This window comes from Thalassotalea sp. G20_0, from assembly GCF_017744175.1.
Classification (GTDB): domain Bacteria; phylum Pseudomonadota; class Gammaproteobacteria; order Pseudomonadales; family Endozoicomonadaceae; genus Endozoicomonas.
Genome location: NZ_JAGHQV010000017.1, coordinates 1 through 16,484, shown reverse-complemented (window position 1 = coordinate 16,484; position 16,484 = coordinate 1). Strand labels below are relative to the sequence as shown.

19 protein-coding genes and 2 rRNA genes are annotated in these 16,484 nt (G+C 48.7%); 4 read left to right on the top strand and 17 right to left on the bottom strand.

Annotated elements, in window-relative coordinates; translation table 11 throughout:
• Positions 1-21: 21 nt before the first annotated feature.
• The 8 genes from atpG to J7438_RS12025 form a co-directional block, all read right to left on the bottom strand.
• The gene (gene atpG, locus J7438_RS12060) at positions 22-882 is read right to left on the bottom strand and encodes a F0F1 ATP synthase subunit gamma (protein WP_209276723.1); all 861 of its coding nucleotides are present in this window, start codon (positions 880-882) and stop codon (positions 22-24) included.
• 99 nt (positions 883-981) lie between these two features.
• Entirely contained in the window at positions 982-2,526 is a 1,545-nt protein-coding gene (atpA, locus tag J7438_RS12055; RefSeq protein WP_209276722.1) for a F0F1 ATP synthase subunit alpha, read from the bottom strand.
• A gap of 204 nt (positions 2,527-2,730) precedes the next feature.
• Positions 2,731-3,270, bottom strand: a complete 540-nt coding sequence (locus J7438_RS12050) for a F0F1 ATP synthase subunit delta (protein WP_286196553.1) — start codon at positions 3,268-3,270, stop codon at positions 2,731-2,733.
• A gap of 14 nt (positions 3,271-3,284) precedes the next feature.
• Positions 3,285-3,755: a F0F1 ATP synthase subunit B gene (locus tag J7438_RS12045; RefSeq protein ID WP_209203523.1), complete on the bottom strand. Its 471-nt coding sequence runs from the start codon at positions 3,753-3,755 to the stop codon at positions 3,285-3,287.
• A gap of 125 nt (positions 3,756-3,880) precedes the next feature.
• Positions 3,881-4,132 (bottom strand): F0F1 ATP synthase subunit C, encoded by a 252-nt coding sequence (atpE, locus tag J7438_RS12040; protein WP_020581950.1) that lies wholly within the window; start codon positions 4,130-4,132, stop codon positions 3,881-3,883.
• Between the two features lie 110 nt (positions 4,133-4,242).
• Positions 4,243-5,124 (bottom strand): F0F1 ATP synthase subunit A, encoded by an 882-nt coding sequence (gene atpB, locus J7438_RS12035; RefSeq protein ID WP_209276721.1) that lies wholly within the window; start codon positions 5,122-5,124, stop codon positions 4,243-4,245.
• Positions 5,125-5,277: 153 nt separating this feature from the next.
• Complete coding sequence (locus tag J7438_RS12030; protein ID WP_286196552.1) at positions 5,278-5,763, bottom strand: F0F1 ATP synthase subunit I; 486 nt, start codon at positions 5,761-5,763, stop codon at positions 5,278-5,280.
• 338 nt (positions 5,764-6,101) lie between these two features.
• Positions 6,102-7,004, bottom strand: a complete 903-nt coding sequence (locus tag J7438_RS12025; protein WP_209276720.1) for a LysR substrate-binding domain-containing protein — start codon at positions 7,002-7,004, stop codon at positions 6,102-6,104.
• 894 nt (positions 7,005-7,898) lie between these two features.
• Here J7438_RS12025 and J7438_RS12020 point away from each other — a divergent pair.
• Positions 7,899-8,543, top strand: coding sequence for an outer membrane beta-barrel protein (locus J7438_RS12020; protein WP_209276719.1), 645 nt, complete (start codon positions 7,899-7,901; stop codon positions 8,541-8,543).
• Positions 8,544-8,594: 51 nt separating this feature from the next.
• Here the strand turns inward: J7438_RS12020 and J7438_RS12015 are convergent, their stop codons facing one another.
• The 4 genes from J7438_RS12015 to J7438_RS12000 all read right to left on the bottom strand — a co-directional run bounded on the left by J7438_RS12015 (position 8,595) and on the right by J7438_RS12000 (position 11,473).
• Complete coding sequence (locus J7438_RS12015; RefSeq protein ID WP_209276718.1) at positions 8,595-9,767, bottom strand: glutathionylspermidine synthase family protein; 1,173 nt, start codon at positions 9,765-9,767, stop codon at positions 8,595-8,597.
• Entirely contained in the window at positions 9,767-10,303 is a 537-nt protein-coding gene (locus J7438_RS12010; protein ID WP_101747450.1) for a DUF1190 domain-containing protein, read from the bottom strand. The genes J7438_RS12015 and J7438_RS12010 overlap by 1 nt, the downstream gene beginning before the upstream one ends.
• Before the next feature lie 19 nt (positions 10,304-10,322).
• Complete coding sequence (locus tag J7438_RS12005; protein WP_209203518.1) at positions 10,323-10,733, bottom strand: DUF350 domain-containing protein; 411 nt, start codon at positions 10,731-10,733, stop codon at positions 10,323-10,325.
• 80 nt (positions 10,734-10,813) lie between these two features.
• Entirely contained in the window at positions 10,814-11,473 is a 660-nt protein-coding gene (locus J7438_RS12000) for a DUF2491 family protein (RefSeq protein WP_209276717.1), read from the bottom strand.
• Between the two features lie 94 nt (positions 11,474-11,567).
• Here J7438_RS12000 and J7438_RS11995 point away from each other — a divergent pair, with 94 nt between their 5' ends.
• Positions 11,568-12,200: a LysE family translocator gene (locus J7438_RS11995; RefSeq protein WP_209276716.1), complete on the top strand. Its 633-nt coding sequence runs from the start codon at positions 11,568-11,570 to the stop codon at positions 12,198-12,200.
• Between the two features lie 4 nt (positions 12,201-12,204).
• On the opposite strand, the gene J7438_RS11990 is transcribed toward J7438_RS11995, so the two are convergent.
• The 3 genes from J7438_RS11990 to J7438_RS11980 form a co-directional block, all read right to left on the bottom strand.
• The gene (locus J7438_RS11990; RefSeq protein WP_209203515.1) at positions 12,205-12,894 is read right to left on the bottom strand and encodes a PspA/IM30 family protein; all 690 of its coding nucleotides are present in this window, start codon (positions 12,892-12,894) and stop codon (positions 12,205-12,207) included.
• Between the two features lie 31 nt (positions 12,895-12,925).
• The gene (locus J7438_RS11985) at positions 12,926-13,552 is read right to left on the bottom strand and encodes a YjfI family protein (protein WP_209276715.1); all 627 of its coding nucleotides are present in this window, start codon (positions 13,550-13,552) and stop codon (positions 12,926-12,928) included.
• Positions 13,553-13,707: 155 nt separating this feature from the next.
• The gene (locus J7438_RS11980) at positions 13,708-15,111 is read right to left on the bottom strand and encodes a TrkH family potassium uptake protein (protein ID WP_286196551.1); all 1,404 of its coding nucleotides are present in this window, start codon (positions 15,109-15,111) and stop codon (positions 13,708-13,710) included.
• Positions 15,112-15,464: 353 nt separating this feature from the next.
• Here J7438_RS11980 and J7438_RS11975 point away from each other — a divergent pair, with 353 nt between their 5' ends.
• Complete coding sequence (locus J7438_RS11975) at positions 15,465-15,953, top strand: hypothetical protein (RefSeq protein ID WP_209276714.1); 489 nt, start codon at positions 15,465-15,467, stop codon at positions 15,951-15,953.
• Positions 15,954-15,973: 20 nt separating this feature from the next.
• Positions 15,974-16,126: a hypothetical protein gene (locus tag J7438_RS11970; RefSeq protein WP_209276713.1), complete on the top strand. Its 153-nt coding sequence runs from the start codon at positions 15,974-15,976 to the stop codon at positions 16,124-16,126.
• Here J7438_RS11970 and rrf read toward each other — a convergent pair.
• Positions 16,115-16,230, bottom strand: a 5S ribosomal RNA gene (gene rrf / locus J7438_RS11965). The genes J7438_RS11970 and rrf overlap by 12 nt on opposite strands.
• Positions 16,231-16,376: 146 nt before the next feature.
• A 23S ribosomal RNA gene (locus J7438_RS11960) occupies positions 16,377-16,484 on the bottom strand; the annotation flags it as partial.

The following is a 16,484-nucleotide window of genomic DNA, read 5'->3' as shown; positions in this document are numbered from 1 at the left end:
ATCTTTTAAACGGCCACGATTTTAAACAGCCGCAGCACCGCTGACAATTTCAGACAATTCCTGTGTGATCGCAGCCTGACGGGCCTTGTTGTAGACCAACTGCAGGTCATCAATCAGGTTTCCGGCGTTATCGGTGGCACTCTTCATGGCCACCATTCGAGCCGCCTGTTCACAGGCATTATTTTCAACCACCGCCTGGAACACCTGAGACTCGATATAACGTACCAGCAGACCATCCAGCAGCTCTTTGGCATCAGGCTCATACAGGTAGTCCCAGGGTCTCTTCAGGGACGCATCATCATCCGGTACCAATGGCAGCAGTTGCTGCACTTGCGGCGTTTGGGTCATGGTGTTTACGAAGTCGTTATGCACCACAAACAGACGGTCAATTTGCCCCTGATCGTAGCGGTCCAACATTACTTTGACCCCGCCAATCAGGTCAGCAATGTTGGGTGAGTCCCCAATATGCGCCATGGCTGCCACGACGTTACCACCATAGCTGCGGAAAAAGGCGGCAGCCTTACTGCCAATCAGACAGAGGTCGATGCCGACACCCCGGTCAGTCCACGACTTCATGCTTTCTACGGTTTTCTTGAACAGGTTAATGTTCAAGCCACCGCAGAGACCACGGTCAGTAGAGACGATAATAAAGCCAACACGTTTGACTTCACGCTCAACCATGAAGCTGTGCTCGTACTCTGCATTCGCGTTGGCGATGTGTCCTACCACCTGACGAATACGCTCAGCATAGGGGCGGCTGGTTTCCATCCGCTCCTGGGCCTTACGCATCTTGCTTGCAGCCACCATTTCCATGGCGCTGGTAATTTTCTGTGTACTTTTAATGGACGATATCTGCGTCCGTATCTCTTTTGCCCCGGCCATAATCAGTTTCCAGTTGTCAGTGATCAGTGGTCAGTTATGGGTGGCCAGTTGCCAGTCAGGCTGTTCACTGCCCACTGACAACTGCCCACTGACAACTGATCACCATGTCTGGGTGGCCTTGAACTTCTCAATGACTTCTTTAAGGCCTGCTTCAATCTCGCCGTTGTAGTCCCCGGACTCATTGATGGTCGCCATCAGCGCACTGTGCTCAGCATTGGCATAGCTGATCAGGGCGGCTTCAAAGTCACCAATCTTGTTCAGGGCTACATCCGCCAGGAACCCTTTCTCAGCGGCAAAGATGACCAGTCCCATTTCCGCTACCGACATGGGGGCGTACTGGGTCTGCTTCATCAGCTCAGTAACCCGCTGACCATGCTCCAGCTGCTTACGGGTGGCTTCATCCAGGTCAGAAGCAAACTGGGCAAATGCCTGCAGTTCACGGTACTGGGCCAGTGCCAGACGGATACCACCGCCGAGCTTCTTGATGATCTTGGTCTGGGCAGCACCACCTACCCGCGATACCGAGACACCGGCGTTCATCGCAGGACGGATACCGGCGTTGAACAGGTCGGTTTCCAGGAAGATCTGACCATCGGTGATGGAGATAACGTTGGTGGGTACGAAGGCCGATACGTCACCCGCCTGGGTTTCGATGATGGGCAGCGCGGTCAGGGAACCGGTCTTGCCTTTCACTTCACCGTTGGTGAACTTTTCAACGTAATCCGCGTTCACCCGTGCCGCACGCTCCAGCAGACGGGAGTGGAGGTAGAAGACGTCACCCGGATAAGCTTCACGGCCCGGCGGACGACGGAGCAGCAGGGAGATCTGACGATAAGCCCAGGCCTGCTTGGTCAGGTCATCGTAGACGATCAGGGCATCTTCACCACGGTCGCGGAAGTATTCCCCCATGGAGCAGCCGGCAAACGGTGCCAGGAACTGCATGGCCGCCGGATCAGCCGCACCGGCTGCCACCACAATGGTGTGGTCCATGGCACCATGTTCTTCCAGCTTGCGAACCACGTTGGCAATGGTGGACTGCTTCTGACCCACAGCAACATAGACACACTTAACGCCAGTGCCTTTCTGGTTAATGATGGCATCGATCGCCAGGGCGGTTTTACCGGTCTGACGGTCGCCGATGATCAGCTCACGCTGGCCACGGCCGATGGGCACCATGGAGTCAACGGCCTTGTAGCCGGTCTGCACCGGCTCATCCACTGACTGACGGGCAATAACGCCGGGTGCTACTTTTTCCAGGGGAGAGGTCTGCCCGGTTTGCAGGGCACCTTTACCATCAATGGGGTTGCCCAGGGCATCGACCACACGCCCGAGCAGTTCATTGCCCACGGGTACTTCAAGAATTCGACCGGTGCACTGAACGGTCTGACCTTCAGCCAGATCGCCATAGTCACCCAGGACTACGGCACCGACAGAGTCTCGCTCAAGGTTCAGTGCCATACCGTAGACATTGCCCGGGAACTTGATCATCTCCCCGTACATGGCATCCGCCAGACCATGAATACGTACAATACCGTCAGTTACGCTGACAATCGTGCCCTCATTCTGGGCTTCACTGGACACATCAAGCTGCTCGATTCTGCTCTTGATGATGTCACTGATCTCGGAAGGATTCAGTTGCTGCATAGCTTACCTGCCCCACTTAACCACAAATGTACAGTTTTATTGATTCTCAACCCGATGGCTTATTCCGCCCTGGGCACTATTGCTGTTGGCACCTGACTTAAGCCTGAGTGAAAAACTGCACCTTTGGGCTCATGAGCGCCGCGGCCTCCTACTCTCTATTGTTGAGCTCAAGGCTTTTATTGAGCTCAAGGCTGAATTGATTACTCAGGAAATCATCGCATCGGCCAGCTTGCCCAGCCGGGCACGGAGACTGCCATCAATGACCAGGTCACCCGCTTTGACGATAACGCCACCTAAAATGCTACTGTCGATCTCTGTCACCAGTTGAACAGAACGTCCAAGTCTGGCCGCCATTTTTTCTGCCAGTTTATCTTGCTGCTCCTGACTCAGGGGATACGCTGAAGTCACCTGCACCTGCTGGGAACGTTCTTCTTCCGCTCTCAACCGGGCATACAGGACAGCGATTTCAGGCAGCAGTTGCAGACGACGATGTTCTGACAATACCCGAAGGTAATTCTCAAACGGCTGATCCAGTGAACCGTCGCCCTGACACAGTCCGATAATGGTTTCTGCCTGTTGCGCACCACTCAATTGCGGATTACCCAGCAGCTCAACCACTTTCTGGTATGCGCTCACACTGGCACAGAGCGACAGCATGTCAGACCATTCGCTCAAACGTGAGGCATCACGGGCATATTCAAATGCCGCTTTGGCGTAGGGACGGGCACAGGTTGTTAATTCCATGATCTCCAGCCCCCTTAAAGTTCAGCCGCCAGATCATCAACCAGCTTGCTGTTCGCTGCCTCGTCCAGACGTTCACCCAGAATTCGTTCAGCACCGGCAATAGCGAGGCTTGCCACCTGCGTACGCAATGCTTCACGAGCCCGGTTAGCGTCCTGCTCAATTTCAGCAGCAGCAGCGGCCTTCAGGCGGTCACCTTCAGCACGGGCCTGTTCTTTGGCTTCATCGACAATCTGGTTTGCGCGCTTGTTGGCTGACTCAATGATGCCCTGGGCTTCAGCTCTTGCTTCTTTCAGCAGTTCAGCAACCTTGTCATTGGCCTGAGCCAGGTCTTTTTCTGCTTTATCAGCAGCAGCCAGACCATCGGCTATTTTTTGCTGTCGGTCACTCAGCGCTTTGGTCAGAGGTGGCCACACATATTTCATGCAGAACCACACAAAGAACATAAAAGCGATGGATTGGCCGATCAGAGTTGCATTTAAATTCACGCCAACACCTCTTTTAGTTAATGTCGTTGGCTCCTTTCAGAGCCTGGCCTTTTCTCAACGCAGGTCGGCTCCCGGGGGAACCGACCTGCGTGGCTTGGCACCTGGTCGGGCATTAACGTCTTTGCTTAGAGCAGACCAACGAACGGGTTAGCAAAGGTGAAGAACAGGGCAATACCAACGGCAATCATTGGGATCGCATCCAGCAGACCCGCAACGATGAACATTTTGGTTTGCAGCATAGGTGCAGTTTCCGGCTGACGGGCAACCCCTTCCAGGAATTTGCCACCCAGCAGGGCAAAGCCAATACCCGTTGCCAGTGCCGCTACACCCAGCATGATGGCAACACTGATTACTGTCAGACCAACTACCAGTTCCATATTTCCTCCCGACTTTTCAGGTCGTGTGTTGTGAGATTCAGTGGTTAGTTAAAGTAAATTTATCCAGTGGGCAGCTCTCCTGAAGGATACGCTGCCCGGTTACCTTTCACTCAGTGTTCTTCATGAACGCTGCTCAGATAAACAATGGTCAGAGTCATGAAGATGTAAGCCTGAAGGGTAATAACCAGAATATGGAGGACAGCCCAGCCAAAATGCAGTGGCAGCTGCGCCCAGCCAATCATGGCTATCAGGATAAATATCAGTTCACCGGCATACATATTGCCGAACAGTCGCAGCCCGAGGGAAACGGGTTTGGCTAACAGGGACACCGTTTCCAGCAGCAGGTTGACAGGAATCAGAATAACTTTCGCAACCGGATTTTTACTGGAGAATGGATGCAGCGCCAGATCAGAGAACAGGCCAGACACACCTTTCACCTTGATCCAGAAGAAGAGCATCAGGAAGAAGACGCTGATCGACATGGACATGGTGATGTTCGGGTCTGTCGATGGCACGATCTTCATGTAGGGAATGCCTGCCAGTGTTGCCAGACCGGGAATCCAGTCCACAGGAATCAAGTCCATCAGGTTCATGAAGAAGATCCAGACAAAAATGGTCAGGGCCAGGGGAGCAATCAGTGGGTTTTTGCCATGGAAGGATTCGCGAACGCTGGTGTCCACAAATTCGACAATGGACTCAATGGCATTTTGTAACTTACCAGGAACGCCAGCTGTGGCATTTTTGGCAACAAAGCGGAACAGGAGAACAAACACAAAGCCGAGGAATACCGACCAGAGCATGCTGTCTACATGAATGGCCCAGAACCCCATCTCTTTGGCTTCAGCGGGGGTCAGGGCAAACGTCCAGGTTGGCTCGGTGAGAACACCCTGAGGCTGACCATAAGCGTCAACTCGCTGATAACCAGCAGGCAGCTGACCATACGTCAAATTCTGCAAGTGGTGCTGTATGTATTCAGTAGCAGTATTTGCCATGGCTAATCCTGTTAATCATCCATTACATTGTCAATATCAAAGCTGTCCGGCCCTCAACATCTGATCTGAAATCAGACAAAGCCGTAAACAGCTTTTCCACTTAAACACTTTTCAGCAATCAACCGCCATGGGCGGGGCGTTGTCTACCAACCATTACTTTACTGGTTTCTGCCGACGAACCACCAGCAATGGTGCAAACCAGCTGACTGCCTGAACCACGATAAACGTTCCAAACAGTGCCAGGGGTTCCAGCGGTTTAACCAGGGTAAACACCAGGATAAAACCCGCTGTGGTCAGTACCAGTTTGCCAGCTTCTCCACGGTAAAATGAGCTGACAATCAGTTTTGCCGAGCGTGCGCCACGATAGCGGAACGCTCGCCATACAAAATACGCATTGGGCAGTGAGCAACAGAGTCCTCCCAGAAACGAAGACAATGTAAAAGTGATTCCCAGAGGAAGCAGTGCCAGGGCCAGCACCGCAGTTACCACCAACTGGGCGACAATAACACGATGCACTGGTGGCTGTTGGAGCCACATGTATTGACGATGATCAGCACGACCGGACTTGCGGCTGGCAAATCCAGACCAGTCATCACGACCCATTGCTATCTGCTGCTTCCAGGCTTTTGCTTCTGACATACTTCCGTTAACTACTGCTCAGTTATCTTTCCCCACTTTCATCAGGAAAAGGGGGAGCAAAAGATTATTGCATGCACACCGCGTAATATTTTGTTGGATTATGTCAGTACCTGTTATTTGATTGATGATTTCTGACATCCCAGCGGCCGCAGTATATGGGTAATAGTACCTATATTCAACCGAAACCATACTTACCAATTAATATTTCACAAAGTCATAAAACATAGAATTTGGTAGAACAGCCGGTCAGCACGCGCCGTATAAGGGGAAGGGGAATATGCCCTGGCATTTAGCCGGAAAAGCAGCGTCTGAGAAATCAAATACCCTGTGTATAAAAATCAAACGTTTTCAAAGGGCTTGCTTGCAAGGATGAATTGGCACAGCTGAGTAAAAACTGTACTTTTGTACTTTCTCTTGTGGGTCAATAGATAAAAATGACGCTTCAGGTTCAACCCTGTCACCCCAATCGTTGCCATATGCCCGGTATCCAGAGTGGACTTTGCCGCCAGACTTGAAATACAGGCGATACCAACACCATCACTGACCGCCTGTTTCACCGCTTCTGAACGGTTCAGCACCATGGCAACCTTAGGCGACGGCAGCTGAGTAGCAATCATCTCATCGAACAGTTCCCGCGTACCCGAGCCCGGCTCTCTTAACACCCACAACTCATTGGCCAGAGAAGAGAGTGGCATATTGCCCTTATTAGCCAATGGATGATCCGGACTGCAAATAACCACCAGCCCATCTTCCAGCCATGTGGTTACCTCGATATCCGGATGCAGGCAGACACCCTCGACGACCGCAAGATCTGTCTTGAAGTCCAGCAGCCGCTGCTCAATGACACGGGTATTATCAATTTCCAGATCAATTCTGATACCGGGATGACTTTCCCGGAACCGGGCAAGCATTTTGGGCAACAGGCTATTGCCTATGGTTGAACTGGCATTCAAAACCAGAGAACCCGACTCATAGGATCCATCCCCGGCAAACTGGTTTTCCAGCTCCTTTGCGCGATCAATCAATTCGGATGCCTTTGGCAACAGGGCACGGCCGGAGTCATTCATCTTCAGACCTGCACCCTGGTTACGGTCAAACAGTGGTCCCAGGTGCTTTTCCAGTTCCGATAAAGCCATGCTGGCCGCCGGCTGGGAAATATGCAAACTCTCAGCAGCACCAGTCACCCTTCCGTACTGAGCCACCGCCCGAAATATTTCCAGCTGACGAAGCGTAATATGCATTTAATGTACAGCCTGTTCCATCAAAAGAATCAAGGCATAAGAATACTTGATAGGCTCACAAAGTATTATTGATTTTTATAAAAATTTTACCGTCATATACTGAAAGCATGATTATCCCATCACCGAATTTAGTCGAGTTGTATCATGAAGAACAGTGGTATCAGCGGCTGGGTTGAGCTGAAAAAACAGACCCCATATTTTGAAACGATCGTAACTTGCAAACGTATTCTCAGAAAAACAACGCCTTGGAATGACATGGCACTCTTCTTTAAAGAAGCTGATAAGCATATCAAATAATGCTCAATTGGTATCCAGGCGAAGTTATGAATATCAGCCGCTTTTAAGTGGCTTTTTCATTATCATCACAACAAAAAAGCCTAAAAATAAGCATAAGACCTCAAATAAGAACAACCACAATGAATGCTAATCTGGTAATTTTGTAAAAACATTAAAAACAAATATTAAATTCCACATTAAAACAACACTAGAATTGCACAAATACATTAGTGATATTCCTATTATTTAAAAGATGCTCAAAACATCTATCCAGGCAATCAAATTAAACAGTTTTTTTACCTGCTTCTTAACTTATACCCACCGTATTTACGCTTTGAAATCAACCTTTCATAATGAAATTGCACCTTAGTACACTAAATGAAAATGGCAGAACCCAAATTTGTGTTCTATATAGATTCAATGATTAATAATGAAACGCTGTTTTTAATAGTTACTCTGAGTGCAGACTTCCTTTAAGGTCTGTCTTCTTGCTTGCTCAGAAATAAAACTATATTAGCAACGATTCCTTATTCCGAGCCTGATCTATATCTATTGCATATAGATTAAGCGCGTTATCTCTTGTACACACATTCAATATGGAATATTTTGGGAACCCCCATGAAAAAGATAACCTCACTTTTATCCGCTCTTGCGTTTTCTGCTGTTTCTTCATTTGCCCTGGCCACCGGGTGGGATGATGGCTGGTCGGAGAATGATATTTTTGTTGGCCTTGAAGGAGGTTATGCCAAGACCAAAGTAAAGCTTGACGGTTCCGGCGCATCGGTTGATGACAGTGACAATACTGGCTTTTTCGGGCTTCGTCTTGGTGGCTTTATGGATGACGAGGCCAGAGTCTATTTCACTGCTGGTTATCTCAAGCCGAAAGATGCTCAATGGGGCTCTGACGGTGTCGATTTTAAAGTTCACGACATTAAGCAACTTAACCTTCTGGTTTCTGCCGACTATCTGTTTATGCCTGAATGGGATGTTCAACCGTTTATTGGTTTAACCATCGGTGCCACAGAAACAAAAGCCAATGGCTCTTTTATTGCAGCCGACAAGCAAGACAGTTTTAAAAAGAAATGGGGCTTTGCCTACGGAGCCCAGGCAGGCGTTATTTATCAGATTGATAATATCGATCTGGAAGCTGGCGTGAAATATCTGACTAACGGCACTTCTCACCAATTCCAGGGGCCTGATGATATCAAACTGAAAGTAAACGACTCTTGCCAAGCATACGTTGCCGCATCCATCCACTTTTAAGTGACACTCACCAAAGGCCCTGCTCCGTTATCAAGTCAGGGTCTTTTTTAACTACTCCCTGATCACATGTGGCACAAACCTTGAGCTGTCCCTGGTTATCACCGAGTTATCTTCCCTTATACCGATACCTGCCGGACGATCAGCAATAACCCAGCTGCCGATCAGCGTGTGGTTTCCGGCAAATACCGGCAGAGGCTGATATTTCTGTAGAACATAACCACTATCGACATAGGGTCCATCAACGTTCACTGTCGTCTTACCATTGTTCATCACTGCGATGTTTGCACCTTCTCTGGAAAAAACCGGTTTCTTAACGTAATGACTTCCCAGATCATCCCCCGGTTTTTCATCCTCGAAATAACAGGGTAAAAGATTTGGGTGTCCTTTAAATTCCTGCCACAGAATGGGAAGGATGGCCTTATTTGACAGAATGGCCTTCCACGGAGGTTCAAAAAATAATGTATCGCTGCCCGGAAGGTAGCTCCCGAACGCTTCTTCAAACATAAACTCCCAAGGGTAGAGTTTAAACATTCCGGGAATGGTTCTATCTTCCAGGTCGGTAAACTGGCCCTCCGGACTGATACCAATGTCCTCAGTGTAAATAAACTGTGTACCAAGCCCTGCCTGAACAGCACAGTCACGGAAGTATTCAACCGTTCCATAGTCTTCTTCGGAATCTTGGCTGCAAGAGAAGTAAAGTAGCTCACCGGCCATTTTCTGCTTTTTCAATAGTACCAAAGCTTCAATCAACATTTCCTGAATGATATTGAACTGATCGATCTCTGGCGGAAGCTTCTGCTCTTCCACCATCTGCTCCAGCCAGAGCCACTGAAAAAAAGCGGATTCATATAATGATGTGGGCGTGTCTGCATTATATTCATAGAACTTGGCAGGTGACTGACCATCGTATGAGAAATCCATTCGTCCATACAGATGGGAATCCCTTCTCAACCAGGAATCACGCACATAGTCCCAGAAAAATCGGGGAATTCGCAGACGCTCCATCAGTTGTTCTGAATTCACAGCTTTATCCACCAGATGCAGACACATCTGGTGAATCTCTGCGGTAGGATCTTCTATATCCTGCTCGACCTGCTTCATGGTGAACTGATAATAAGCAGTCTCATCCCAATAGGCTTCCCCACCAATGGTGTGGAATTTAAACCCAAGGGACTCCGCCAGTCTGGTCCAATCTTTTCTTGGCGCAGAGGTAATACGCAGCATTATCCCCCCCAGCTTCCTCTTGCGGCAGAACGGCTGCCAAAACCACCACGTTTCATAGTAGTACTTTTTATTGAAGGCTTGGTCAAAGAAGGCTTGGCCGTTGCTTTTTTATCGACGATGACCTTTCCCTGCTGATAACTGCTGCCAACCCTATCGTAGTTACCCGTCCGGAAAAAACCGCCACTACCAAGATAGAGAGGAATAACCGTAAAAGAGCTTCTGCTCGAGCCAGGCTCTGCGGCAAGCATAAAGCCTTCCATGGTTGGAATATACTCTCCGGAAGCCAGTTGCTGACATGTCGTGCCGAAGTCCTGCTGGCAGTCTGAGGCGGCATTATATTTGGGTGCCATCATTAAATGGTTCTGCCAGGCCTTGTTGTATTCATACCGGCAAACCGAATCGGATATCACGCCATCACTGATGCAACTGGCTACGTCTTTATAAACCAGCGCTTCTCTGGCGGAGTCTGTGCAGCCACTAAGCACAAACGGAGCGGTTCCCATAATGGCAAGCTGCAACTTCTTTGAACGCTTCATTATTCCCTTAACTCCGGTACTAATAGGTCAAACAGGCAGCGTTCAATAAACCGGCTGCGATTGATACTCCCCCAAGCCAGATACCAGAAGCCAGCTTATTGTCTGCAATATGCTCTGAGATTTGCGGAATAAACAGTCTTAGTCCAAAAAATGTAGCCAACTGAACAATCAGGGCAACACCGCCCCAGAGCGCCATATCCACCAGGTTAATCGAGTTTTCAATAACACTGGCCAGGGGCAGAACAAAGCCGATTAAACTGCCAGCAAAAGCAATGGCAGCAGCCGACACATCCGCCCTGATCAATTTCATCTCTTCATGGGGAGTACACCAAGTGTAAACCAGGACATAAATCCCCGTTAACACCAGCGCAACGGCAAAATAGGCAAGAAAAAGAGGAACTCCGGCTAAATAGTCGGTAATGGCTATCATATTGTTACATCCTGAACATTATTGGAACTGACTGACAAGGATACCCTTGCCAGACCGGAAATTCATTCATGCCGTATTGGTCAAGTGATCGTCATGGCTGAAATATCAAGATCAAACCCTAAACTTACGACAGCTGTAGCTTCATCCTCACCGCTGAACTCAAGGGACGCCAGGAGATATTCATAACGCTCACTGCCACTGATTTGTCGCTGATAGAGCATGGCCAGATGGTCTACATCATAAGCCGTTACCGACTCATCACGGCTGTGAACCGTTTCCGTGAAATTGACCGGTTCAATCCGTCCTGGAACCACCTCATCCCAGACCCGGCGATAATCTGTTTCATTCAGCTCAAAGCGCTTATCACCAATCAAACCGGAGTCACTGACCCAAAGGCTCGCACCGCTCTCACTGGCAATATTATGGGTTTGTGCAAAGACAAAGAATTTTATGTCATCAATGTTCTGCGTTTCATAACCGCCACTTGTTGATATCTGAATAAAGCCATCATCCGACGTATAAAAGCGGCACAGCGAAGCACCGGCCCCTAAATCAATGATACCTGCTGCCTCAATCGTCTGAATCCCTTCTGGTAAGGTGAATCTCAGCTGCTCACGGATCATCTGGAAAGGTAACAAATCCAATTCAACCGCACTTCCCAACCGCAAATTAAGCGGCGATGGTAAAGAAACGCTCTTGCTTTCGTCTTCTTTCCTACGTTTAAACCAATCAAAGATCATAAAAACAAACCACCCTTTGAAACGCTTGATAGAGAAATCGGGACTATACTCTTAAACCCCTGACAGATGGCTACGAATAGAAAGAGAACGCGTTATGTCTGAGTCATCACTGGCGCTATTTCTGATAGCGACCCTGATCCTTGCCCTGGCTCCGGGGCCGGATTTACTGTATATCACCGCCCGCGGGCTTTCCCAGGGAGCCATGGCCGGATTCATTTCTGCCCTGGGTGTTCATACCGGTGTACTTATCCATACTATCATTGCATCTCTCGGGCTGTCTGCCCTGATAGCCTCATCCACCATGGGCTTTTCATTGATTAAATATGCCGGAGCAGCTTATCTCTGTTATCTGGGAATCCGAACGCTCTTTTTTTCGAAAGGTGAGAATAGCAATGAACAGTGTATTTCCAATGCAGCCCTGAAAAAGATTTTTTATCAGGGTGTGATTACAGATGTGCTGAATCCGAAAGTCATTCTTTTTTTTCTGGCTTTTTTTCCACAATTTATTGATCCGTCGAGTCCCTCGGCTCACATTGATATCTTAATGCTTGGCCTGACGTTTGTGCTGGTAGCCTTTCCGATTGATGCGGCTGTTGGGCTGTTTGCTGGCAGTGTTGGCAAACAAATACTCCACTGCAAGCAACGCATACAGTGGGGCAAATGGATGACAGGCTCAGCGTTCATTCTTCTCGGCATCGGGACAGCATTTACCTCGCCCCCATCATGACCGATTAACCCTGACGAGCCTTCAGACGTTCCAATACGCTGGAGGCATCAGCATCACCCCTGGTGATACCAGCCGCTTTGAGTTTGGCCTGCAAATCATTCTCAGCAGTATCACCGGAAAGTTCACTGGCCGCTTCCATCTGGGCAGCCCTCTCTGCCTGCCGTTGTTTGATCCTTTCCAGGGAATCCGTTGCCGTCGCCATTTTTGAGTTAACACCGCTGTGTTTGGCGGCACAGGCTGCCTGTGCTTTTTGTACGGACTCCGTCGCTTTAACCGTATCAACCTGCTGCTTGAGACGACGAAGGTTCGCTTCTGCATCCGTAATGGCCTTTTTCAGGCTGACGATGCTGCCCGCAAAGCTCTTTTCCATTTCCAGTTCTGAATTAAGCTGCGCCTCATATTCTGCAATCTTGCTGGCAACTTCTGTAGCCAGCGATTCATCGCCCTGATCCAGGGCTTTTATGGCGTAGCCTTCATACTCAGCTACTTTTTCCTTCAACTCGGCACACTTTTGTGAGGAGAGTTTTTGTTTGGCCATGATGCCAGCCAACTGAGTCTTGGACTGCTGCAGCTGATCACTCGCCTCACGAATTTCCTGATCCAGAATACGCAAAGCATTGCTGTCTGCAATCGCTTCACCGACTTCGTTGGTCGCCCCTTTCAGGGCCGTCATCACTTTACTCCAAATGCTCATGGTATTTACCTGTTTTAAATGCTTGATGGTATTAAGCCACTGACTCAGAAGTCAGGTGATTCCCATAGGCTTCTGTGGCCTTGATGGCATTGGCTGCCAGCGTTTCTATTTCCTGCACGATATTCTGGAGTGAAGACGATGAACTCAGTGCACCAAAAATGGTGTAGTACTCATTGCCATCCGGAAAGCGATCAAGACTGATCGTCGACAGCGGAAATAATTTGTGAGTACGCAAAACCTCATCATTTAACGCAACCGGGTCCTTGACCAGTGAAAGAGGCCAGAGCACCGCATCGGCAATAATCTGCTCCCCACAAACCGTCAGGTAGATAGGCAGATCACCAAACTCAACCATACTGATTTCCAGACAGGGCTCAGTCCCATCCACCAGGTTCAACAACGCATTACCACTGGTACTCAGTGGGTCATTAGCCAACGCCTCGTATAAGCTTTGAATCGTCCAAACACTTGATGACTGGGTCATGATGGTATGTCCTGGTGGTTGATAGGAATCGATTTGTCGTAGTTGCTGCTCAATGTCCCGCAGCAGGCTGGCATTTTCTGGGACAATCCAGATTTCTTTTTTTACCAGCCCCTGCTCTCTCATCCTGGAGCGAAACTGTCGCTGATAATGTGCAGCGTTTTTCCGCAAGGCCATGAATGAACTCTCTGTATCAGTGGTATGCCCGACCTGTTAAGTGATCGTTCAATCTATTACATGTAACAAATATTACATGTAATATAAAGGTCGTATTATTTTTTTCAAGGGACTGCTATAAAAACTTTTTCTCACCCTTGCGAAAAGATAGCGTCTCATCGTCGCCAATAAGCCGACGTAAACATCACCAGAACGGTAATGACCTCCAATCGTCCCATCAGCATGCCCGCTGCCAGTACCCACTTGGCCATATCAGGCAGTGGTGCAAAGTTACCTGCAGGACCAATAATGTCTCCCAGCCCCGGCCCAACGTTGGCAATGGCCGTGACCGCTCCTGTCAGGCTGGTAATAAAGTCCAATCCCATCAAACTGAGCAGAAGTGTCATGATGCCTGTCAGCATCAGAAAGAAGAAAGTAAACGCGACAAATGAGCGAATAATATCAGAGTTAAGTGCCTGACCATTGTACTGCATGCTGAAACAGGCTCGGGGATGGCTCAAAAGCTTCAGCTGCACATTCAGTAAACGCAACCCCAGCTGAAAGCGAAAGATCTTTACACCACCACTGGTAGAGCCTGAACAACCGCCAATAAAACTCAGAAAGAAAAATGCAGCTCCGGCAAAGCCACCCCACATTGAGTAATCGGTAAGGGCAAAGCCGGTGGTACTTATGACAGATGTCGTATTAAAGGCAACCAGAGTCAATGCAGCAAAAACGCCGTAGTCAGAATTCAACACTAACCAGGCTGTCATAGAGCCCCAGATAACCCCAATCAGCCTGAGAAAGCCCCGAACCTGACAATCTTTCCATAACGGCTCAGCATTACCCGAGAGAAATCTTACCAACAGAACAAAGGGAAGACTGCCCACCAACATAAAAATGATGCCAGTCCAGTGTATGGCAGGGTTGTCAAAATTCGCCATTGATGCATCGGAGGTGGAGAAACCGCCGGTTGAGAGCGTTGCCATTGCGTGGTTGATGGCTTCAAAAGCCGTCATTCCCCCCATGTAATAGGCCATGGCACACAATGCGCTCAACCCCAGGTATATCTGAACGATCCGCTTGGCAATCACACCAGATCGGGGCATTACTTTTTCCGACCAGTCGGAAGACTCACTCTGAAACAGACGCATACCACCCACCTTAAGAAAAGGCAGAACCGCAACCGCCATGACAATAAAGCCAATCCCCCCCAACCATTGAAGGACTGAGCGCCACATCAAAATACCCGGATTCATATTATCCAGACCGACCAGCACCGTAGAGCCTGTGGTGGTAATGCCTGACATGGTTTCAAAGAATGCATCGGTAAAACTGATTTCTGTTTCAAAAATAAAAGGCAACGCACCAAACACACAGACCAATATCCAGCTTGAATTGGTCAGCAGGAAAACCTCCCTGGACCGGAATCCAAAGACTTCTGTTTTGCAAGACCGGCATAAGATACCACCCACAACAAAAGTCAGCAGTGGCGACAGTGTGAAAGCCAGATAGTGAGCAGGCGTATTAAAAAAAATATTGGTAAACAGCGGGATACACATCAGTGCCGCAAGCGTCATCAATAATAGTCCAATGACGTATAGTACAGGTTTGTAATGCATGGTCTTAAAGAAACTTGAGAGCTTTTGCGTTTTGTTTTCGAAAAATACCGATCTGCTCATCAGGCCTGTGGTCTGAAACTTTTTTTTGTTCAGCAGGTCTGAATGACGGGAAAACAGCCAACGGCCAATTATCAGAAAACATTATTATCAGTATGCGCAGGTGTGTCTGTAAAAGCTTACACCTAGCCATTCTGTATATTCACATACGGTCCATGAGCCAGATGATAGGGGAGAAGTCATTGTATTAACCGTCTTAACACGACGGCTGACTATGAAAAACTGAGGTAAATCACAACAGAGGTTGAATAGTTATGGGTACAGACATACATGCATACGCTGAGTTCAGAAATAATGTTGGGCAATGGGAAGAAATCCCGGACTATAAGCCTTTAAGCGATCGCGATTATGATGTTTTTTCATTTGTTGCCGGTGTTCGTTTCAGAAACGACTACGTTGGCCAGTTCGTCAGTTGGGGCAATGGGGGCATATGGACTGGCCGGAGAGTGACCCCGTATCCGATTGACCAACCCCGGGGCCTGCCAAACGATGTCAGTCCTTCCGTCAAGGCCAGATCTGATCAGGATCCGGATGGACACAGTCATTCCTGGTTATCCGTTGAGGAACTGACTTCCTATAACTATGACAAGCCTTTGCGAGACAGAAACATTGAAGCGGCTCATGTTCCCGAAGAGTTTGTTAATCATACTGTCAGAGACGCTCTGGGTGAAGGTTATTTTCAGGACCTGGCTCAGCTACAAAAGAGTAAAGCAGAGCGCATCGTCTTTTGGTTTGATTCATGACCCTGAGGATCTGCAAGCCCATGGGAACAGTAGTATCTGAATTCTTGCGCTACTCCTTCGTGACTAAACAACAACCTGGCTGCATGCTTGCCAACAAAAAAATCCCGATAAATTGCTTTATCGGGATTTTCGGCCTTGAGCAAACTCAAGGTAAAAATGGTGCCTGGCGATGACCTACTCTCACATGGGGAGACCCCACACTACCATCGGCGATCGGTCATTTCACTGCTGAGTTCGGGATGGGATCAGGTGGTTCTAACCTTCTATGGTCGCCAGGCGAAACTTTTGAGCCGGAAGCTTTAAGCTGTCCGTGCCCTGAAATCCAATATTCAAGCTTTCTTGCTGTTCACTCTTGCGTATGGCTACAACTGACAACTGGCTACTGACCACTGTCAACTGATTCGCAAATCGCTTTGGCGTTATATGGTCAAGCCGCACGAGTCATTAGTATTGGTTAGCTCAATGCCTCACAGCACTTACACACCCAACCTATCAACGTCATAGTCTTTAACGGCTCTTCAGGACTCTCAA